At 68.0% G+C, this 21,250-nt stretch carries 15 protein-coding genes and 1 pseudogene; 12 read left to right on the top strand and 4 right to left on the bottom strand.

Features of this window, described 5'->3' with window-relative positions:
- Positions 1-308: 308 nt before the first annotated feature.
- From IPV09_RS12645 to IPV09_RS12635, 3 genes are all read right to left on the bottom strand, one after another.
- Positions 309-1,940 carry a cation acetate symporter gene (locus tag IPV09_RS12645; RefSeq protein WP_207475620.1) on the bottom strand — a complete coding sequence of 544 codons (1,632 nt, stop codon included), beginning with the start codon at positions 1,938-1,940 and terminating at the stop codon, positions 309-311.
- Positions 1,937-2,308, bottom strand: a complete 372-nt coding sequence (locus IPV09_RS12640) for a DUF485 domain-containing protein (protein ID WP_370590323.1) — start codon at positions 2,306-2,308, stop codon at positions 1,937-1,939. Before IPV09_RS12640 ends, IPV09_RS12645 begins: the two co-directional genes overlap by 4 nt.
- Positions 2,309-2,560: 252 nt before the next feature.
- Positions 2,561-3,412, bottom strand: coding sequence for a formyltetrahydrofolate deformylase (locus tag IPV09_RS12635; protein ID WP_370590322.1), 852 nt, complete (start codon positions 3,410-3,412; stop codon positions 2,561-2,563).
- Between IPV09_RS12635 and IPV09_RS12630 the strand changes: the two genes are divergently transcribed.
- The 12 genes and pseudogenes from IPV09_RS12630 to metG all read left to right on the top strand — a co-directional run bounded on the left by IPV09_RS12630 (position 3,402) and on the right by metG (position 20,237).
- Complete coding sequence (locus IPV09_RS12630) at positions 3,402-4,067, top strand: uridine kinase (RefSeq protein WP_207475618.1); 666 nt, start codon at positions 3,402-3,404, stop codon at positions 4,065-4,067. The two genes, IPV09_RS12635 and IPV09_RS12630, sit on opposite strands and share 11 nt — an antisense overlap.
- Positions 4,068-4,137: 70 nt before the next feature.
- The gene (locus tag IPV09_RS12625) at positions 4,138-6,357 is read left to right on the top strand and encodes an NADP-dependent isocitrate dehydrogenase (RefSeq protein ID WP_207475617.1); all 2,220 of its coding nucleotides are present in this window, start codon (positions 4,138-4,140) and stop codon (positions 6,355-6,357) included.
- 162 nt (positions 6,358-6,519) lie between these two features.
- Positions 6,520-7,933: pseudogene (locus tag IPV09_RS12620) on the top strand (hemolysin family protein); the annotation flags it as partial.
- A gap of 129 nt (positions 7,934-8,062) precedes the next feature.
- Complete coding sequence (locus IPV09_RS12615; RefSeq protein ID WP_207475615.1) at positions 8,063-9,295, top strand: phosphotransferase; 1,233 nt, start codon at positions 8,063-8,065, stop codon at positions 9,293-9,295.
- Positions 9,296-9,547: 252 nt separating this feature from the next.
- Positions 9,548-10,687, top strand: a complete 1,140-nt coding sequence (locus IPV09_RS12610) for a BMP family ABC transporter substrate-binding protein (RefSeq protein ID WP_207475614.1) — start codon at positions 9,548-9,550, stop codon at positions 10,685-10,687.
- A 161-nt stretch (positions 10,688-10,848) separates the two neighbouring features.
- Entirely contained in the window at positions 10,849-12,549 is a 1,701-nt protein-coding gene (locus tag IPV09_RS12605; protein ID WP_207475613.1) for an ABC transporter ATP-binding protein, read from the top strand.
- Positions 12,550-12,656: 107 nt separating this feature from the next.
- Complete coding sequence (locus IPV09_RS12600; protein ID WP_370590324.1) at positions 12,657-13,877, top strand: ABC transporter permease; 1,221 nt, start codon at positions 12,657-12,659, stop codon at positions 13,875-13,877.
- On the top strand, positions 13,874-15,181 hold the full coding sequence (locus tag IPV09_RS12595) for an ABC transporter permease (protein WP_207475612.1): 1,308 nt from the start codon (positions 13,874-13,876) through the stop codon (positions 15,179-15,181). Before IPV09_RS12600 ends, IPV09_RS12595 begins: the two co-directional genes overlap by 4 nt.
- A 34-nt stretch (positions 15,182-15,215) precedes the next feature.
- Positions 15,216-15,638 (top strand): cytidine deaminase, encoded by a 423-nt coding sequence (locus IPV09_RS12590; protein WP_207475611.1) that lies wholly within the window; start codon positions 15,216-15,218, stop codon positions 15,636-15,638.
- Positions 15,635-16,561 carry a ribonuclease HI family protein gene (locus tag IPV09_RS12585; protein ID WP_207475610.1) on the top strand — a complete coding sequence of 309 codons (927 nt, stop codon included), beginning with the start codon at positions 15,635-15,637 and terminating at the stop codon, positions 16,559-16,561. Before IPV09_RS12590 ends, IPV09_RS12585 begins: the two co-directional genes overlap by 4 nt.
- A 49-nt stretch (positions 16,562-16,610) precedes the next feature.
- The gene (gene treZ, locus IPV09_RS12580; RefSeq protein WP_207475609.1) at positions 16,611-18,392 is read left to right on the top strand and encodes a malto-oligosyltrehalose trehalohydrolase; all 1,782 of its coding nucleotides are present in this window, start codon (positions 16,611-16,613) and stop codon (positions 18,390-18,392) included.
- Positions 18,393-18,440: 48 nt separating this feature from the next.
- On the top strand, positions 18,441-20,237 hold the full coding sequence (gene metG, locus IPV09_RS12575) for a methionine--tRNA ligase (protein ID WP_207475608.1): 1,797 nt from the start codon (positions 18,441-18,443) through the stop codon (positions 20,235-20,237).
- A gap of 4 nt (positions 20,238-20,241) precedes the next feature.
- On the opposite strand, the gene IPV09_RS12570 is transcribed toward metG, so the two are convergent.
- Complete coding sequence (locus tag IPV09_RS12570; protein WP_242681591.1) at positions 20,242-20,877, bottom strand: uridine kinase; 636 nt, start codon at positions 20,875-20,877, stop codon at positions 20,242-20,244.
- Between the last annotated feature and the right edge of the window lie 373 nt (positions 20,878-21,250).

The raw sequence follows: 21,250 nt of genomic DNA, 5'->3' as shown, positions 1-21,250 counted from the left end.
GAAAAGGGAAGGGAGACGGTGAGGGGGGTCCGTCTGGCCCTGAACCTAGGCTGCCCAGGGGTCACCTGCCGGGAATTATCAAGAAACTCTCACCAAGCCTCGGGGCAACGCGTCAAACCTACGGTGACGTAGCCGAAGCTTCCCGAAGTGACCCCGTCGCACCGTGCCGACCACGCTCCTGCCAACGCCGCTGTGACAAGGCCGAATGCAGGTGATCGTCGAGCGCGCACACGCCAGAACGCAACGCTGGCGCCGTCATGATGACGACGCCAGCGGATACCCCTAACTTTCGGACAGACTCTTTCCGATCAATGCGAAATGGCCCCTTCGGCGCCCGCGCCGGTGAGGGAACGCACCTCCATCTCGGCGCGCCTGGCCAGGTCTGGCTGCTCATTCGACAGCAGCGTGCCAATAATGCCGCCCAGGAAACCGACGGGCACCGAGACGATGGCCGGGTTGTCGAGTGGGAACCATTGGAAGTCGGCACCGGGGAACATCGAACTCGGCGCACCCGAGACGGCGGGGGAGAAGATGATCAGCACCAATGCGCTGATCAAACCGCCGTAGATCGACCACAGTGCACCCTGGGTGTTGAACCTGCGCCAATACAGCGAGAACAGGATGGAGGGCAGGTTGGCCGAGGCCGCCACGGCGAACGCCAATGCCACCAGGAAGGCAATGTTCTGCGACTTGGCGGCAATGCCACCGACAATGGCCAGCGCGCCGATCACGATCACCGTGGTGCGGGCCACCCGAAGCTCTGCCTCCGGGCTGGCCTTGCCCCGCTTGATGACCGAGTTGTAGATGTCATGGGCAAAGGACGCCGAGGAGGTGATGGCCAAACCGGCCACCACCGCCAGGATGGTGGCGAAGGCCACGCCGGAGATGATGGCCAGGAACACCGTGCCGCCGACTCCCTGGCCGGGCAGCCAGAACGCCAGCGCCGGGGCCGCTGCGTTGGCCTTGCCGGGCAGTTCGTTGATGGTGTTGGCGCCCACCAGCCAGGCGGCGCCGTAGCCCAGCACCATGGTGAACAGGTAGAAGGCGCCGATCAGGCCGATCGCCCAGGTCACCGAGCGGCGGGCCTCCTTCGCGGTGGGCACGGTGTAGAAGCGCATCAGCACGTGCGGCAGGCCCGCGGTGCCCAGCACCAAAGCCATCGACAGTGAGACGAAGGCGAGTTTGGAGGTGCTGTCCTTGCCGTACTTGAGCATCGGGTTCGACAAGTCGATCGAGCGGCCGGCGTCCGCGCTGGCGGTCTCGTTGGCCCGGCCGATCAGCGCCGAGAGGTTGAACCCGGTCTTGGCCAGCACCCAGAAGGTCATGATCGCGGCACCCGAGACCAGCAGGATCGCCTTGATCATCTGCACCCAGGTGGTGCCCTTCATGCCGCCGATGAGCACGTAGCAGATCATCAGCACCCCGACCACCACGATGACCAGGTTCTGCATCAGCGCGCCGCTGACACCGAGCAACAGGCTGACCAGCCCGCCGGCGCCGGCCATCTGGGCCAGCAGGTAGAAGAACGAGACGGCCAGCGTCGAGATGGCCGCCGCCATCCGCACGGGCCGCTCCTTGACCCGGAAGCTGAGCACATCGGCCATGGTGAACTTGCCGGTGTTGCGCAGCGGTTCGGCGACCAGCAGCAGCGCCACCAGCCAGGCCACCAGGAATCCGATCGAGTAGAGCAGGCCGTCGTAGCCACTCAGAGCGACGGCGCCGACGATGCCCAGGAAGGACGCTGCCGACAGGTAGTCGCCGGCGATCGCCAGACCGTTCTGCCGTCCGTCGAAGGATGCCCCGCCGGTGTAGAACTCCTTGGACGTCTTCTTGCCGCCGGTGGAGACCTTGATCACGATCGTCAGGGTGACCACCACGAACAGGACGAAGATCGCAATGTTCGCGATCGGGTTTCCGAGCTTGAGGGTTTCGAGGATCATGATCGCCCCGCCTCCAGTTCTTCGCGCAGCCGGGTGGCGATCGGGTCCAGGTTCTTGTTGGCATGGCGGATGTACAGCGCCGTGATGCCGAACGTCGTCACGAACTGCAACAGGCCCAGCAGGATGCCCAGGTTGACGTTGCCGAAGACGGGGGTCTTCATGAAGTCCTCGGCGTAGGTGCTCAGTAGTACGTAGGCGAAGTACCAGACCAAGAAGGCGATGCTGAGGGGGAAGGAGAAGTTGCGGAACCGCTTGCGCAACTCGGCGAACTCCTCGGAGCCCTGCATGTCGATGAAGGCCTGGGCGCTGATCCTGGGATCGACCGGATCATCCAACGGTGGTGGTGTTGCGGTGTTCGGAGAGGTCACGACACTCCTTGGGACGAGCCCCCTGCGGGGGCGATGGCTGACGGACGACGTCGGCGACAGTGCTGACGGCAGGTATCCGCGGGGAGGCAGCGACGGCGTCCCCCGGCTGCAAACTAGCCCCAGCGGGGGCACTCACACGTCAGGTCCGGCAGAAACGCCGTGAGATTTCCACCGGGACCGGTCCCGTGAGCCCACTCGGAGCCCGGGTGTGACAAAGATCACCGCACCCCGGCGGTCGAGCCGGGCGGCGACTCAGTCGAAGACGACCGAACGGGCGCCGTCCAGGAAGACCCGATGCTCGGCAAACAGCTGCACGGCATCGCTGAGGGTGCGTGACTCCTGGTCCTGGCCCACCTCGACCAGTTGCTTGACGGTGCGCGAATGGTCGACGCGCACCACGTTCTGTTCGATGATCGGACCCTCGTCCAGGTCAGCCGTGACGAAGTGCGCCGTGGCGCCGATCAGCTTGACGCCGCGGGCATGGGCCTGACGGTAGGGATTGGCTCCCTTGAACCCCGGGAGGAAGGAGTGGTGGATGTTGATGGCGCGACCGGCCAGGAACTCGCACAGTTCCGGGCTGAGGATCTGCATGTAGCGGGCCAGCACCACCAGCTCGATGTTCTCGGCGACCACGACCTCGCGCACCCGGGCCTCGAAGGCGGGCTTGGTCTGCGGGGTGACGGTGTGCGACTCAAAGCTGGTGTCGTAGAAGTTCGCCAGCGGTTCCAGGTCGGGATGGTTGGCCAGCACCAGCGGAATGTCGACGGTCAGCCGACCGGAGCGCTGACGATAGAGCAGATCGTTGAGGCAGTGGCCGGCCCGTGAGGCCAGCACCAGTGTCCGCAGGGGGCGCCCCGCCTCGTGCACCGTCCACTCGGCGTCGAAGCGTGCCACCACCGGACGGAGCTGGTCACGGAACTGGTCGAGGTCCAGGGCCGAGTCCACCTCGACGCGCATGAAGAAGCGCCCGGTGTCGGTGGAGGAGAACTGCTGCAGCTCGGTGATGTTGCCGCCGGCGGCACCGCAGGCACCGGTGACGGAGTGCACGATGCCGGGGCCGTCGATGCAGGTGAAGGTCAGGACCCAATGGAACATGCGCCTCATCGTAGTGGCGAAGCAGGGCGTGCCCGACCCGACGCCCGCTCCCGGCACCGCCGAGGGTGGCCGGCAGCGGACGACCGCGTCCGGGCGCTGCGGATATAGTTCGCCGCGACACGGGGGGGTGGGTGTGCGCAACGATCTGGTGCTGACGGGCATCGTCGAGGGATGGGTCCGTGACGGGCTGCGATGGCTCGCCATCGACGGACTCGGGGCCAGCGGCAAGACCACCGTGGCCGACGAACTGGCCCGTGTCCTTGGCCTGGCGGTCGTCCACCTGGACGACTTCACCCGACCCGGTGCGGTGGGGTGGGAGCGGGACCGCTTCCGCGAGCAGGTTCTCGAACCACTCCGGGCGGGGCGCGACGCGCGCTACCAGCGCCACCACTGGACCAGCCCCGCACCCAGCGACTGGGTCGACCTGCCCGCCGCGGGGCCGGTGGTCGTCGAGGGGTTGGGGGCCAGCGAGCCGCCCCCCGGCGTCACCTGGGACCGGCTGGTGTGGGTGGCGGCAGCGCCGGGCGCCCGCCGCGGCCGGGCCGAGGCACGCGACCCGGGACGGTTCAGTTGCTGGTCGCAGACCTGGCGCCCGATCGAACAGGAGTGGTTCGAGCGGGCGCAGCCGTGGCGCGGCGCAGACCTGGTCTGGGTCAACGCCTGAGCGGCGCGCCGGCGGTCCGGTGGCATCCGCTAGGTTGGGCGCATCAGCGCTGACCCACAGGAGTACATCGATGTCGCAGACCATCCACTGGACCAAGATCGACGAAGCGCCCGCCCTGGCCACGTATTCACTGCTGCCGATCGTGCAGTCGTTCCTGGCCGACAGCGGGGTGGAGGTGGTCACGGCGGACATCTCGCTGGCTGCCCGCATCCTGGCCCAGTTCCCCGACCGGCTCACCGACGAGCAGCGGGTACCTGACGAACTGACCAACCTGGGCGAGCTCACCCTCACGCCCGAGGCGAACATCATCAAGCTGCCCAACATTTCCGCCTCCGTGCCGCAGTTGAAGGCGGCCATCGCCGAACTGCAGGCGCAGGGCTTCGACCTGCCCGACTACCCCGAGAACCCCGCCGACGACGAGCAGGCCGAGATCCAGGCCCGCTACGCCAAGGTGCTCGGCTCGGCAGTGAACCCGGTGCTGCGCGAGGGGAACTCCGACCGCCGCGCCCCCGCCTCGGTCAAGGCGTTCGCCCGCAAGCACCCCCATCGGCTGGGACCCTGGACCGCTGACAACAAGGCGCGGGTCGTGTCGATGGAGTCCGGGGACTTCTACGGCAACGAGCAGTCCGTGGTGACCGAGAAGGGCACCACCCTGGCCATCACCCTCAAGGGCGCCGACGGCACCACCACGGTCCTCAAGGATGGCATCACCACCCTCGACGGTGAGATCGTCGACGCCACCTTCATGAGCGCCACAGCCCTGCGGGACTTCTACGCCGCCCAGGTCGAGGCCGCCAAGGCCGAGGGTCTGCTGCTCAGCCTGCACCTCAAGGCCACCATGATGAAGGTGTCCGACCCGGTCCTCTTCGGCCACGCCGTCGAGGTCTTCTACGCCCCGGTGCTGGACAAGTACCGCAGCGAACTGGCCAGCGTCGGCTTCAACCCCAACCAGGGCATTGGTGACCTGTACACCAAGATCACCGCCCTCGACCAGACCACCCGGGACGCCATCACCGCAGACATCGATGCCCTCTATGCCGAGCGTCCCGCCCTGGCCATGGTGAACTCCGACAAGGGCATCACCAACCTGCACGTGCCCAGCGACGTCATCATCGACGCCTCCCTGCCCGTGGTCATCCGCGACTCGGGACAGATGTGGAATGCCGCCGGGCAGCTGCAGCAGACGTTGGCGCTGGTCCCCGACCGAAGCTACGGCCCCATGTACCAGGCCGTCGTCGAGGAGCACAAGGCCAACGGCGCCCTGGACCCCGCCACCATCGGCTCGGTGCCGAATGTCGGCCTGATGGCCCAGAAGGCCGAGGAGTACGGATCGCACCCGACCACCTTCACCATTCCCGCCGACGGCACCGTCGAGGTCACCGACGCCGGCGGCAACCTGCTGGTCAGCCAGCAGGTGCAGGCCGGTGACGTCTGGCGCATGAGCCGTGTGCGCGACATCCCCGTCCAGGACTGGGTCAAGCTGGCGGTCACCCGGGCCCGGGCCACCGGCGCCCCGGCCGTCTTCTTCCTGGACGAGAACCGGGCCCACGACCGCCTGGTGATCGCCAAGGTCGAGAAGTACCTCGCGCAGCACGACACCGAGGGCCTTGACATCCTGGTCAAGGCGCCGGTCGAGGCCGTCCAGTACTGCCTGGCCCAGATTCGGCAGGGCAAGGACGCCATCTCGGTCACCGGCAACGTGCTGCGCGACTACCTGACCGACCTGTTCCCCATCCTTGAGCTGGGCACCTCGGCCAAGATGCTCTCGATCGTGCCCCTGCTCGCGGGCGGCGGTCTGTTCGAGACCGGAGCCGGCGGTTCGGCCCCCAAGCACGTGCAGCAGTTCGTGGCCGAGAACTACCTGCGCTGGGACTCCCTGGGCGAGTTCTCAGCGCTGGGGGCCTCCCTGGAGCACGTGGCCAGCACCACCGGCAACGCCAGGGCCGGCATCATCGCCGCTGCCCTGGACCGCGCCATCGGCCGCTTCCTGGACGAGAACAAGTCGCCGGCGCGCAAGGTCGGGCAGATCGACAACCGGGGCAGCCACTTCTACCTGGCACTGTTCTGGGCCGAGGAGTTGGCCGGGCAGTCCGACGACGCCGAACTGGCCAGCCGCTTCGCGGGGATGGCCGAGCAGCTGCGCAGCAACGAGCAGTCCATCACCTCCGAGCTGATCGAGGTCCAGGGCAGTCCGGTCGACATGGGCGGCTACTACCATCCCGACACCACGTTGACCGAGGCCGCCATGCGGCCCTCGGCAACCCTGAACGGGATCATCGACGCGCGCTGAGGCCGGCTGACCGGCGCCCGCCTCGACCTCCGTGATCGGAACAGGTCGAGGCGCGGCGCCGGTCTCGTCTAGGCTGGATGTCGTGAACCGCCAGGCCAGTCCGGAGTGTGACAGTCCCAAGCCCGTCATGGGCGAACCCAATACCTGGGGAGCTGACCTGTAATGGGTGTGCTCGGCAACATTGCACTGATCTTCCTGTTCATCATCGTCGGCGGCGTCTTCGCGGCGGCCGAGATGGCCCTGGTGTCGCTGCGTGAAGCACAGATCAAGCAGATGGCCCAGCGCGGCAAACGCGGTCAGTCCATTGCTCGGCTCACCTCCAACCCGAACCGCTTCCTGTCGGCCGTCCAGATTGGCGTCACCCTCGCCGGCTTCCTGTCCGCCTCGTTCGGCGGCGCGACCCTGTCCGGTGAGTTGGCCCCGGTGCTGGTCGGCATCGGGGTCCCCGAACAGTTGACCCTGTTCGGCGGCACCCTCGCCTTCGCCGAAACCCTGGCGCTGATCCTGATCACCATCCTGATCAGCTACTTCTCGATCGTGCTCAGTGAGTTGACCGCCAAGCGATTGGCAATGCAGCGCTCCGAGGGCTTCGCGATGGCGCTGGCCCCGATGGTCGACGGCATCGCCAGCGCGGCGCGTCCGCTGATCTGGTTCCTGGGCAAGTCGACTGACGTGGTGGTCCGCATCCTGGGCGGCGACCCGGATGCGGCGAAGGAAGAAGTCAGCGACGAGGAGATCCGGGCCATGGTCTCCGGCTCGATCACCCTGGGCGACGAGGAGCGTCGCATCGTCGACGAGGTCTTCGACGCCGGCAACCGCTCCCTGCGTGAGGTGATGGTGCCCCGCACCGAAGTCGACTTCCTGGCCGGCGACATGCCCGCCTACAAGGCCATCCGCGCGGTCCAGGGGGCACCGCACTCGCGCTACCCGGTCACCGACGGCGGTCCTGACCGGCTGGCCGGCTTCGTCCACGTCCGTGACCTGATGGACCTCGACGTCGCCACCCGTTCGGCACCGCTGAGCCAGTTGGCCCGCCCCGTCGTCAGCCTGCCGGGCACCGTCAAGGTGCTGCGCGCGATGACCGACATGCGCCGCGCGCGAGCCCATCTGGCCATCGTGCTGGACGAGTACGGCGGCACCGCCGGCATCGTCACCCTCGAGGACCTGATGGAGGAACTGGTTGGCGACATCACCGACGAGTACGACGTCGTCGACGCCGGCGACCAGGCCCACCACGAGTTGCGCGACCTGGACGGGCTGACCACCATCGAGGAGTTCACCGAGCGCTCCGGCTACGTCATTCCCGAGGGGCCCTATGACACCGTCGCCGGCTACTTCATGACCCAACTCGGGAGGGTGCCCGAGATGGGCGACGCCATCACCGTCGACCTCGACCGCGATCGCCAGGCAGACTCGACCCTGCCGGAACAGCGTCGCTACCGGTTGACGGTCAATGAGGTGGACGGACGCCGGGTGGCGTGGCTCGAGGTCAGCCACCTCAGCGCTGACGAGGCCACCGCTGACGACGCCACCGCGGCGGACAGCAGCCCGGCCGCGCCGGCAGGGGGCAGCGGCCCCGAATCGGCCGAGGAACACCTCGAGGTGTCCTGACCCACCGACGCTGCGTGCGTCATGGTAGAAAACACGTCGTGGTAGACAATGCTGGGTCCGATGCAGGTGGTCCGCGCAAGAGGGGAAGGCCGTAGTGAACGGTGGGGCTGGTCCGAGCCGCGACGACGGTTCCGCGCTGCTGTCCTCGGCGCGCGTGGGGGAGTTGCTGGCCACCGCCGCCACCCATGCCGGTGGCGAGCTGCTCACCTGGACCATGGACCACATCGACGCGCACCCGGGCCACTCCACCACTGCCACCTACGCGGCCCGCGTCCGGTGGCCCTACGGCGAACGCGACGAACTGCTGGGGGTCAGCGCACGGACCGGCCCGCGCGTCGAGACCGACAACCGTGCCGACATCTTCGCCGACGGTGACCGGGAGGTGGCCGTCTGGCTCTACCCCAACGACCCGGACCTGCCGGGGCTGATGCGCGCCGCCTATCCCGAGCGGATGGCCGAACTGGTCAACGAACAGCACCTGGTCGCCCGGCCGGTCAGCGCCGACCAGATCAGCCTGTCGATGATCGGCTACCGTCCCCGCCGCCGGGCCGTGCTGCGGATGGACGTCACCGACCCGGCCGAGACCTTCTACGTCAAGGTGCAGCGCAAGAAGCAGTTCGAGGAGGTCGTCGAGCGGCATCGTCTGCTGCTGGAGGCCGGGGTTCCCTCGCCGGGGGTGGCCGCCGCCACGGACGAACACATTCTGGTGCTCAAGCAACTGCCGGGACGGTCCCTGGCCAAGGCCATGTTCGACCCGGAAGACCCGTGCACGGCCGAGGACCTGATTGCCACCCTGGACCAGATGCCGCACTCGGTCAGCCGACTGGAACGCCGCCCACCGTGGTCCGACGCCGTCGCGCACTACGCCACCATGGTCACCGCGGCCATGCCGTCCGAAGCAGGTCGCCTGCAGTGGATGGTCGGGCAGGTCGAACAGGGCCTGTCCGGCATCGGGCCGGGCAGCGAACCCACCCACGGTGACTTCCACGAGGGCCAGGTCTTCGTCCAGGACGGCAAGGTCTCGGGCATCCTCGACATTGACACCATCGGGCCGGGGCGCCGGGCCGACGACCTGGCCTGCATGATCGCCCACCTGTCCACTGTCCAGAGGATGAATGCCCAGCAGGCTGAACGGGTCCACCACCTGATCCGCACCTGGGTTCCGGTCTTCGATGCCCGCGTCGACCCGGTCGAACTGCGACTGCGTGCGGCGGCGGTGATCATTTCCTTGGCAACCGGCCCCTATCGCAGCCAGGAACCGTCCTGGCAGGCCGAGACCAGTGCCATCCTCGATGCCGCCGAGGCACTGGTGCGCCAAGTCGCCTGACCCGTCGCATTCGTCCGACTTGGGGTTTTGCCGTCCGCGGCCTCGCGTATTGAGATGCGGTAACAGTTTCCCCGCTTTGGCGGCCCGGTGGTGTGGCCACGGTGAACAAAGCGTTACAGTGTCTCTGCCGCGACCGGTTCCAGGCCATTTCTTCCTCGAGTCCAGTGTTGGTTTCTCGGGTTTGGACAGTCGGCCACGGGAGGACAGGCAAGGCCTGTCCTTCAAACCCTTTCTGCTCAGGAGGCAGTTCAAGTGAAGAAGTCGTTCCTGTCCGGGGCAGCCGCATTCGCGGCTCTGGCCCTGACACTCACCGCTTGTGCCGAGGCACCCGACGCGGGTACCACCACCGCACAGACCAGCGCCAGCACCAGCGCCACCAGCGCTGCCAGCACGACCGGCAGCAGTGGCGCCGCCGGCTTCAAGGCGTGCATGGTCTCCGACTCGGGTGGTTTCGACGACAAGTCGTTCAACCAGACCTCCCACGACGGCCTGGTCAAGGCCAAGAGCGAGCTCGGCATCGAGACCGCCGAAATCGAGTCCGCCGACACCAAGGACTTCGCCACCAACATCAAGGCCATGGTTGACGCCGACTGCAACATCGTGGTCACCGTCGGCTTCCTGCTCTCGGACGCCACCGTCGCCGCTGCCAAGGCCAACCCCGACGTGAAGTTCGCCATCGTCGACGACAACCCCGCCTCGGCCGCCGGGCTGGCCAACTTCAAGCCGCTGGTCTTCAACACCGCCGAGTCCAGCTTCATGGCCGGCTACTACGCCGCCGCCCAGACCAAGACCGGCAAGGTCGGCACCTTCGGTGGCATGAAGATCCCCACCGTGACCATCTTCATGGACGGCTTCTCCCAGGGCGTCGCCCACTACAACAAGGCCAAGGGCAAGTCGGTCCAGGTCCTCGGGTGGGACGCCGCCAAGCAGGACGGCCAGTTCGTCCCCGAGCCCAAGCCGTTCGACAACATCGCCGGTGGCAAGGCAACCGCCCAGAACCTGGTGAGCCAGGGCGCTGACATCATCTTCCCGGTCGCCGGCCCCGCCGGACAGGGTGGCCTGCAGGTCGCCAAGGAGTCCGGCGGCAAGGTCACCGCGATCTGGGTGGACACCGACGGTTGCGTCTCGGCCGCGGAGTTCTGCTCGGTGATTCAGACCTCGGTCTACAAGGGCATGGACGTCTCGGTGTTCGACGCCATCAAGGCTGCCAAGGACGGCAGCTTCTCCAACAAGGCCTACATCGGCACCCTCGCCAACGGTGGCACCGGCATCTCGCCGTTCCACGACTTCGAGGGCAAGGTCCCGGCCGAGCTGAAGACCGAACTCGAACAGGTCAAGAAGGACATCGAGTCGGGCACCATCAAGATCGAGTCGGCCGCGCAGCCGAAGTGATCCACGGCCCGGCGCTGAGGGTGAATGTCGCCTCAGCAGCCGGCCACGCGGCGGGAGGGGTCCCACGTCGGGGCCCCTCCCGCCTCAGCGTCAGGTGGTGGCGTGAGGTTTGCTCCCCGCCACCGACCCAAATCTCGTGATGACTGTGGAAGGATCAGCGCGTGACGACCAGCACCGACGCCCGTTCCCCGAGGGGTGCGCAGGCGACCCAGGCGCCGCCGCTCGCCGACGGGCTGAGCCTGCGCGGCATCACCAAGCGGTTCGGCGCGCTGACCGCCAATGACCACATCGACCTCGACATCACCCCCGGACGCATCCACTGCCTGCTCGGTGAGAACGGCGCCGGCAAGTCGACCCTGATGAACGTCCTCTACGGCCTGCTCGACGCCGACGAGGGCACGATCTACGTCGACGGCGTCGCCCAGCACTTCAAGACCCCCAAGGCCTCGATGGCCTCGGGCATTGGCATGGTGCACCAGCACTTCATGCTCGTCGACGTGTTCACCGTCGCCGAGAACATCATCCTGGGTCGGGAGGAGTCCGTCGGCGGCGTGCTCAGCATGGGCAGGGCCCGCCGCCGCGTCCGCGAACTGTCCGACCGGTACAAGCTGGACGTGAACCCCGACGCGGTCGTCGAACACCTCCCCGTCGGCGTGCAGCAGCGCGTGGAAATCCTCAAGGCGCTGTCCAATGACGCCCGGTTCCTGATCTTCGACGAGCCCACCGCCGTGCTCACCCCGCAGGAGATCGACGACCTGATGGCGATCATGCAGGCGCTGCGCGACGAGGGGCGCGCCATCGTCTTCATCACCCACAAGCTGCGCGAGGTGCGCGCCATCGCCGACGAGATCACCGTCATCCGCCGTGGAAAGGTGGTCGGCCAGGCCGATCCCGCCACCAGCGAGGGCGAACTCGCCGAGATGATGGTGGGCCGCTCGGTCAACCTTCAGGTGGCCAAGACCGACCCGGTGCTGCGTGACGTGCGCCTGAAGGTCCATGAACTGGTCGTGGCCGACCCCAGCGGGGCCGTGGTCGTCGACAACGTCAGCTTCGACGTGCGCGGGGGAGAGATCCTGTGCATCGCCGGCGTCCAGGGCAATGGCCAGTCGGAACTGGTCGAGGCCATGCTCGGTACCACCCCCGTGCTGGGCGGCAGCATCGAGATCGAGGGTCGTGACACCGCGAAGTCCTCGCCGAAGCAGACCATCGAGGCCGGCGTCGGCTTCGTCCCCGAGGACCGCCAGCACGACGGTTTCGTGGCCAGCTTCTCGGTCGCCGAGAACCTGGTGCTGAACCAGATCGAGCAGTTCACCAGCGCCGGCAACCTGCAACTGGCCAAGATCCGCACCAATGCCGAGCATCGCACCCGCGAGTTCGACATCCGCACCCCCTCGATCGACCTGCCGGTCAGCAGCCTGTCGGGCGGCAACCAGCAGAAGGTCGTCCTCGCCCGCGAGCTGTCGCGCTCGCTGTCGGTGCTGGTCGCCAGCCAGCCCACGCGTGGTGTCGACGTCGGAGCCATCGAGTTCCTGCACCAGCGCATCGTCGCCGAACGCGACGCGGGCACCGCCGTCCTGATCATCTCGACCGAACTGGACGAGATCGAGGCGCTGGCCGACCGCATCGCCGTGATGAACCGTGGCCGGGTGGTCGGCATCGTCGACTCCGGAACCCCGCGCGAGGTGCTCGGCCTGATGATGGCCGGCATCAGCGCCGAGGAGGCCTTTGCGGCCGCGGGGGAGCAGGGTGCCGACGCCGGGATTGCCGATGCCCAGACTCCCGGTGTCGATGCCCGCCCGTCCACTGGGACCGGCTCATCGCACCCCCACGATCGACCCAGCAGCAGCGAGGAGGACCGGTGAGCACGCACACCCCGGACGAGCCGAACCGGCACGAACCCGAGGCACCCGGGGCGTCGGCCCAGTTGGACCCCGATCCCCGCGACCCGGTCACTGCCGACGCTGCCAAGGTGGACCAGGTCGTCGGTGACGCCGGTGCCGGCGGCTCCGGCCTGGCTGCTCGCGCTCGCAGAAGGATCCCGTGGCCCGACCTCTTCGTCACCCTGGGTGCGCTGGTGCTGGCCTTCGTGGCCGGCGCGATCCTGATGGTGGTCTCCGACCCCGAGATCGCGGGCAAGTGGGCCTACTTCTTCGATCGTCCCCTGGATGCACTCTCAGCCTCCTGGGACAAGGTGAGCAGCGCCTACGGCGCCCTCTTCTCGGGATCGCTCGGCAGCTGGAACGCCTTCACCCACACCACTGCCCAGGCCGCCGGCCTGATCAGCGCCGGTCTGGGCATCGGACTCGCCTTCCGCGCCGGCCTGTTCAACATTGGTGGCCAGGGTCAGGCCGTGTGGGGTGCGATCGCCGCGGCCTGGGTGGGTTTCACGCTCACCGGTCTGCCGCTGGTGGTGCACCTGCCGCTGGCGATCCTGGCCGGCGTCGCCGCCGGCGCGATCTGGGGCGGCATCGTCGGTGTGCTCAAGGCACGCACCGGCGCCCACGAGGTCATCGTCACGATCATGATGAACTACATCGCGACCGGCATCCTGGCCTGGCTGTTGACCACCACCGCCTTCCAGCGTCCCGGCCGATCCGACCCGATTTCTCCGGCCGTCGAATGGACCGCCACCTTCCCCCGGCTGGAGGGCGGGCAGTTGCACGTCGGCTTCCTGCTGGCCCTGCTGGCGGCCGTCGTGGTGTGGTGGTTGATGGAGCGCACCGCCCTCGGCTTCCAGATCCGTGCCGTCGGCGCCAACCCGCACGCCTCGGCCACGGCCGGCATGTCGGTGCCCACCATCACCGTCGTCACCATGATGCTGTCGGGTGCACTGGCCGGTCTCGCCGGGGTCCAGGCGGCGCTGGGCCCGATCGCTGCCGCCACGCCCACGCCGCTGTCGGCGGGTCTGGTGGGCACCATCGGGTTCGACGCGATCACGGTCGCCCTGCTGGGACGCTCACGACCCGTCGGCATCGTGCTCGCCGGGCTGCTGTTCGGTGCGATGCATGCCGGCGGCCTGCGAATGCAGTCGATCGCACAAACCCCCCTCGACCTGACCTACGTGCTGCAGGCGCTGATCGTGATCTTCGTCGCGGCCCCGCTACTGGTGAAGACCCTGTTGCCGTTCCTCAAGGCCCGGGTGCGTTCCCGTCCGGCAACGGCTGCCACCGCTGAGGGAGGACTCGCATGAGCACCGTCGCCACACCGAGCGCACCGACTGCGACGATGACCGACGAGGTCGTCCTGAAGAGCACCGAGTCGCGCGAGTCGCGCGCCCATCGCCGTTCGATGGGTGTCCTGCTGCTGGTCATCGGCGTGCTGATGGCCTACCTGGTCACCCAGACCAGCGGCACGGCACAGTTCGCGCTGTCCAACGCCTTCGACGAGGTGCAGCTGCCCACCTTCAGCCTGCCGGGCGTGCCCGTGGTGCTGATCAGTGCGGTGGTGCTGCTGGTCGCCGGCGGCCTGATGATCGCGCGGCGACTGCCCGGCAGCTGGCCGGCACTTCTCGGCACCCTGGCCGGGTTGGCCACCGGCGTCGGCTTCCTGACCTGGGCGGCAGCCGGCCGCGGGCTGCCGTTCCAGCTCAGCAACCAGCTGGCGGGCACCATCATGCTCGCCACCCCGCTCATCCTCGGAGCGCTGTGCGGCATCATGTGCGAGCGCGCCGGCATCGTCAACGTCGCCATCGAGGGCCAGATGCTGGTGGCTGCCTTCACCGCAGCAGTGGTGGGATCGACCACCAAGTCGATTACCTTCGCCATCATCGGTGCCGTCATCGCGGGGGTGCTGATGGCGGCCATGCTGGCCCTGTTCACCATCAAGTACCTGGTCGACCACGTCGTGCTGGGCGTGGTCATCAACCTGTTCGCCTCAGGTCTGACCGGCTTCCTCTTCGACCAGCTGGTGCGCCCCCGGTCGGGTGAACTCAACAGCGCCCCGACCATGCAGAGCGTCCCGATCCCGGTGCTCTCGGAGATCCCGTTCGTGGGCCCGGTGCTGTTCAGCCAGACGGTCCTGGTCTACCTCGCCGGCATCGCCGTCGTGGTCGTCTGGTTCGTGCTGTTCAAGACCACCTGGGGACTGCGGATCCGTTCGGTCGGTGAACACCCCAAGGCCGCCGACACCGTCGGCATCAACGTGTTCGGCATCCAGTGGAGCGCCGTCCTGTTCGGCGGTGTCTTCGCCGGCCTCGGCGGTGCGTTCTTCACGGTCGGCTCGATCGGCGCCTTCAACAAGGACATCACCGTCGGCAACGGCTTCATTGCCCTGGCCGCGGTCATCATGGGTCGCTGGCACCCCGTGTTCGCGGCGCTGATCGCCCTGTTCTTCGGCTTCGTCACCCAGATGGCCACCCAGTTGCAGACCTTGAGCACCCCCATGCCCAGCCAGTTCCTGCTGATGCTGCCCTACGTGGCCACCATCATTGCCGTGGCCGGACTGGTCGGCCGAGTCAGGGCACCCGCGCACGACGGCACCGCCTACGTGAAGTAGGCGATAGCCTCAGGGGCCCGTCGAGAGGAACACGATGACCACCGAACTGCCCTGGAACGAGCTGCGCTCACGCGCCGTCGAGATCGCCGCCCGCGCCTATGTGCCCTACTCCCACTACCCGGTCGGGGCCGCGGCCCTGGTCGACGACGGCCGCATCGTCACCGGCTGCAACGTCGAGAACGCCGGCTACGGCGTGACCCTGTGCGCAGAGTGCGGTCTGGTCTCCGACCTGGTCGCCGGTGGCGGGGGACGGCTGGTGGCGTTCGTCTGCGTCAATAAGGACGGTGACCTGATCACCCCCTGCGGTCGCTGCCGCCAGCTGCTGTGGGAACACGGCGGTGCCGACCTGCAGCTGCTGTCGCCGGTCGGGCAGGTGGCCATGGCGGACCTGCTGCCGCAGGCCTTTGGCCCCGACGACCTGGCGGCGGTCGCCGGCGCCCGCGGCCAGACCCCGTGATCACCGCGGCTGCCGACGGCTCGGCGCTGTCCAACCCGGGCCCGGCCGGCTGGGCCTGGTACATCGACCAGCAGCACTGGGCCGCCGGCGGCTGGCCCCACGGCACCAACAACATGGGCGAGCTGATGGCCGTGCTGGACCTGCTCATCCAGACCGCCGGCAGCGACGAACCGCTGCACGTGCTGTGCGACTCCCAGTACGCCATCAACTGCATCTCCAAGTGGACCCCCGGCTGGAAGCGGCGGGGCTGGCGCAAGGCCGACGGCAAACCGGTGCTCAACGTCGAACTGCTGAAGCAACTGGACCAAGCCATGCAAGGCCGGCGGGTCAGCTTCGAATGGGTCAAGGGGCATGCGGGCCACGAGATGAACGAGAAGGCCGACGAGTTGGCCCGGGCGGCGGCCACCGCCTTTCGCGACGGGATGCCGGTGCCCCACGGGCCCGGCTTCACGGGGGCAGCGCCGGCGGCACCGCTGGACGTCCACCCCGGACAGCAGCAGGACGACGACCTGTTCAGCGTGATGCCGCCGCCCCCCGACGAGGACGCCGGGACCGGGCCGGCGGAGTCCACCGAGCCCACCGCCGACCTGGTCGTCACCCTCACCGAGCTCACCCGTGAACTGCTCGACAACACCAACCGCACCAGCCCGCAACGGTTGAGCGAACTCCTGCATCCCGACCTGGTGCGCCACGATGGGGCCGGACGGGTGCAGACCTACCGCCGGCTGACCCAGGGGATGGACCGCCTCGACCTGATCGGCAGGGTCGAAGTGCTCGGTCTGGACCAGCTGGCCGACGACGTGGCGGTGCTGCGCTGGCGGTTGGGGCTGGGCACGCGCAAACTGCTGGTCGCCTCGACCTGGCAGCGCGGCCAGTCGGGGTGGATGCTCAGATTGGAGCAGGAGACGCCGGTGCTCGGCTGATCGGTGGGGTATCGTGCCGAGGGCTGCCGACCCTGCTGGAGGATTGACCGTGACCAACTCGTTCGACGTCTGGGCGCCCTACCCCGATTCAGTGACCCTGCGGGCCGCCGGAACCGACTATCCCATGGTCCGCGACGACGAGGGCTGGTGGCATCCCGGGGAGGAACTGCCCCCCGAACTTCTCGAGGGTGAGGTCGACTACGGGTTCGTGGTCGACGGGCAGGTTCTGCCCGACCCCCGCAGTCGCTGGCAACCCGACGGTGTCCACGGCCTGTCGCGCACCTTTGACCCCGCCGCCCACCAGTGGGGCGACCAGGACTGGACGGGACGACAGCTGGCCGGCTCGGTGGTCTACGAGATGCATGTGGGCACCTTCACCCCCGAGGGCACCCTGGACGCCGCCATCGAACGGCTCCCGCAGCTGGTGGAGGTGGGCATCGACCTGGTCGAGCTGATGCCGGTCAATGCCTTCAACGGTGAGGCCGGCTGGGGCTACGACGGCGTGGCCTGGAACGCGGTGCACGCACCCTATGGCGGGCCCGCCGCCTACCAACGCTTCGTCGACGCCTGCCACCAGCACGGGCTCGGGGTGCTGCAGGACGTCGTCTACAACCACTTCGGCCCCAGCGGCAACTACCTGCCCACCTTCGCGCCGTACCTGAACGACGAGGTCCAGACCGGGTGGGGCTCGGCGGTGAACCTCGACGGGGAGGACTCCGACGAGGTCCGCCGCTACATCCTGGAGAACGCCCGGATGTGGTTCGTGGACTACCACGTGGACGGCCTGCGGCTCGACGCCGTGCATGCCCTGGTCGACCGCACCGCCTACCACCTGCTCGAGGAGCTGGCCGTCGAGACCGAGGCCGCCAGCGCCTTCGTGGGTCGGCCGCTGTCCCTGATCGCCGAATCCGACCTGAACGACCCCCGCATGATCACCGCCCGCGAGAGCGGTGGCTACGGACTCACCGCGCAGTGGAGCGACGACTTCCACCACGCGGTGGTCGCCAACCTGACGGGCACCACCACCGGCTACTACGCCGACTTCGCCACCGTCGAGGCACTGGCCAAGGTCCTGGAGACCGGCTTCTTCCACGACGGCACCACCTCGACGTTCCGTGGCCGTCGCCACGGGCGCCGACTGGACCGTCCCACCACCCCGACCTGGCGTCTGGTCGTCTTCTCCGACAACCATGACCAGATCGGCAACCGGGCCGACGGGTCGCGACTGTCGAGCCAGGTCTCGCGTCGCCAGTTGGCGACGGCCGCGGTGCTGACCCTGCTCAGCGGATCGACCCCCATGATCTTCCAGGGCGAGGAGTGGGGTGCCGACACCCCCTTCGCCTTCTTCAGCTCCCACCCGGAGCCCGAGCTCGCGGCAGCCGTCACCCGGGGTCGGCTCGAGGAGTTCGCCAAGATGGGCTGGGACCCCGACCGGGTGCTCGACCCGCAGGACCCGGCCACCTTCTCCGCCTCGAAACTGGACTGGTCGGAGCTCGAACGCGAGCCCTACCGGGAACTGCGGGAGACCTACCGTCGGCTGATCGAGTTGCGGCGCAGCCACCCCGACTTCACCGACCCCCGCTTCGACGCCGTCGCCGTCACCTACGAGCCCGACCAGTGGTGGCTGGCCATCGAGCGGGGCGAGCAGATGGTCGTGGTGGTGAACTTCGGCGCACCACAGGCCGTGGTGCCGATCGAGGGCGACCTGGAGTTGTTGTTCACCTCCGGTGAGGTCAGTCTCGGCGACGGGACGGTGGTCCTGGGCTCCGATGCCTGCGCCGTGGTGCAGAAGCTGTCCTCGGAGGAGCTGCGCACGACGCTGACGGGCTAGCCGGGCGGCGGTCAGGGCAGGGCTGCCGGCAGGTCTAGAATCGAGCGCATGTGTGCCAATGTTCTCGCCGCTGTCGCGTGGCCCTATGCAAACGGTCCTCGCCACATCGGTCACGTGTCCGGCTTCGGCGTTCCCTCCGACGTGTTCTCGCGCTACATGCGGATGTCGGGGCACCGGGTGCTGATGATCTCGGGCACCGACGAGCACGGCACCGCCATCCAGGTGAAGGCCGACCAGGAGGGACTCAGCGCCCGGGAGACGGCGGACAAGTACCACCAGATCATTGCTGAGGACCTGCAGGGGTTGGGGCTGAGCTACGACCTGTACACCCGCACCACCACCGCGAACCACCGCGAGGTCGTCCAGGAGGTGTTCCGGACCCTGCACAGCAACGGCTACATCATCAGCCAGGTCCAGATGGGTGCCATCTCGCCCAGCACCGGACGCACGCTGCCGGACCGGTTCATTGAGGGCACCTGCCCGTTGTGCGGCTATGACGGTGCCCGCGGGGACCAGTGCGACAACTGCGGTCGACAGCTCGACCCCATTGACTTGATCAACCCGCGCTCGCGCACCAACGGCGAAACCCCCGAGTTCCGCGAGAACGAGCACTTCTTCCTGGACCTGCCGGCGCTGGCCGAGGAGTTGGCGCGCTGGCTGGACACCCGCACCGACTGGCGTCCCAACGTACTTGCCTTCAGCAACAACCTGCTCAAGGAGCTTCGGCCGCGCGCCATCACCCGCGACCTGGACTGGGGTGTCCCGATCCCGCTGGACGGCTGGCGCGACAACGAGATGAAGCGCATCTACGTCTGGTTCGACGCAGTGATCGGCTACCTGTCGGCCTCCATCGAGTGGGCCAAGCGCACCGGCCACCCGGACGCCTGGCGGGACTTCTGGACCGGGGACCAGGCGCGCAGCTACTACTTCATGGGCAAGGACAACATCGTCTTCCACTCCGTCATCTGGCCCGGCATCCTGCTCGGGGTCAATGGGCAGGGCGCGCACGGCGGCACGCCGAGTGAGCTCCTCGGCACCCTGGACCTGCCCACCGAAATCGTCTCCAGCGAGTTCCTGACCATGAAGGGTTCAAAGGTCGCCAGTTCCCGGGGTGCCTCGATCTTCGTGCGTGACTTCCTGGCCGAGTTCGGTCCCGACGCGCTGCGCTACTACATCTCGGTCGCCGGCCCCGAGAACCAGGACACCGACTTCACCTGGGAGGAGTTCGTCCGCCGCATCAACTTCGAACTGGCCAACGAGTGGGGCAACCTGGTCAACCGGTCGATCTCGATGGCGCACAAGAACAACGGCGAGATCCCGGCACCGAACGCCCTCACCGACGCCGACGAGCAGCTGCTGGCCGCCGCACGCTCGGCCTTCGACACCGTCGGGGCGCTGCTGGCGCAGAGCAAGCTCAAGGCCGCCATCAGTGAGGCGATGCGCATCGTTGGTCTGGCCAACAAGTACCTGTCCGACATGGAGCCGTGGAAACTGAAGGACGACCCCGCCCGGCGAGACACGGTGCTGCACGTGGCCCTGCAGGTGGTGCAGGACTGCAACACGTTGCTCACCCCATTCCTGCCGCACGCCTCCCAGAAGGTCCACGAGGCGCTGGGCGGCACCGGCATCTGGGCGGCCATGCCCGACCTGGTCGAGGTCACCGAGGGTGGGACAACCTACCCGGTGTTGACCGGCGACTACCAGAACCAGTTGGCCCAGTGGCGCTCCGCACCCATCGAGGTGGGCCGACGACTGACCAAACCCAGCCCCCTGTTCGGCAAACTCGACGAGGCGCTGGGACAGACCGGGCCCGCCTGGGCGCCGATCGTGGCAGCGGAGGCCTAGGACCTCAGCGGCCGGCGGCCGGCGGCTGTTCGCCCAGGATGCGGTGGATCCGGGCGGCGGCCGCATTCATGCCCAACGGGCTGAACCCGGCGGCCAGGGCAGAGCGACGCAACGCCGGCTCCTGGCCCAGCAGTGCCAGGCCGCGGCGGACCAGCACCACCGGGGGCTTGCGTCGCTCCCGCAAGTCACGCTGCAATCGTCGGGCGAAGTTGAACCATCGCGGCCGGTCGAGCCAGATCGCGGCCACCTCGACGCCCGCCTCACGCAGGGGTTCCACCAGATCAATGGCGAAGATGCCCTCGCAGATCACGGCGGGGGAGTCCCCGGCGTCGAAGACGTGGGTGCCGACGGCGCGGTTGGCGGCGATCTCGTAACTGGGAACGGTCGCCGAACCCCGCCGGCTGATCTCGCGCAACGCCGTGACGGCTGCGTCCAGGTTCCAGCTCGCGCGGTCGTCCCAGTCGATCATCCGCACGCCGCCGGACAACTCGATGACGGGCATGTCCGGGTGGTCATCGTCGAAGTAGAAGTCGTCGAGCCGCACCTGGGGCACCCCGGTCTGTCCGGACAGGCGGGACTTACCGCTGCCCGAAGGGCCGGCGACCAGGATGATCGTGCAGGTGGCGGGGACTGGACTCATGAACTTCAGGGTATCGATCCGGACACCGCGGTCGACAGCTGGGAGGCTCGTGGTGCCGCTGGCGAGGGTGTTGTTGGGGCCCTTTCAGCCAGTGCGGCAGCCGATTTGACGAGTGCGTTCCAGGTGCGTAATGTTCATCGAGCCCTGAGGGTGAGACGGACAGGCCGGGAGGCTGGGACGGACCCGGGGACACCATTACAGTTGTTGTCAGGACGAGGCGTGTGCTCATGTGGAGGCCGCTGAGGGTCCTGGCTGTGGCTTGCCCGGGTGGTGGGTTGGATCGGTCGGGTTTGACTCGGCGGGTGCGGCCAAGTAAGGTTGGGCAGGTTGCCGCAAGGCAGTGCAGGACTCGCCGGAAGGCGTGGGAAGTAAG

The organism is Tessaracoccus sp. SD287, from assembly GCF_017355265.1.
Lineage (GTDB): Bacteria > Actinomycetota > Actinomycetes > Propionibacteriales > Propionibacteriaceae > Aestuariimicrobium.
Note: the sequence above shows the minus strand (reverse complement) of the source record. Positions and strands in the feature narration are given on the sequence as shown.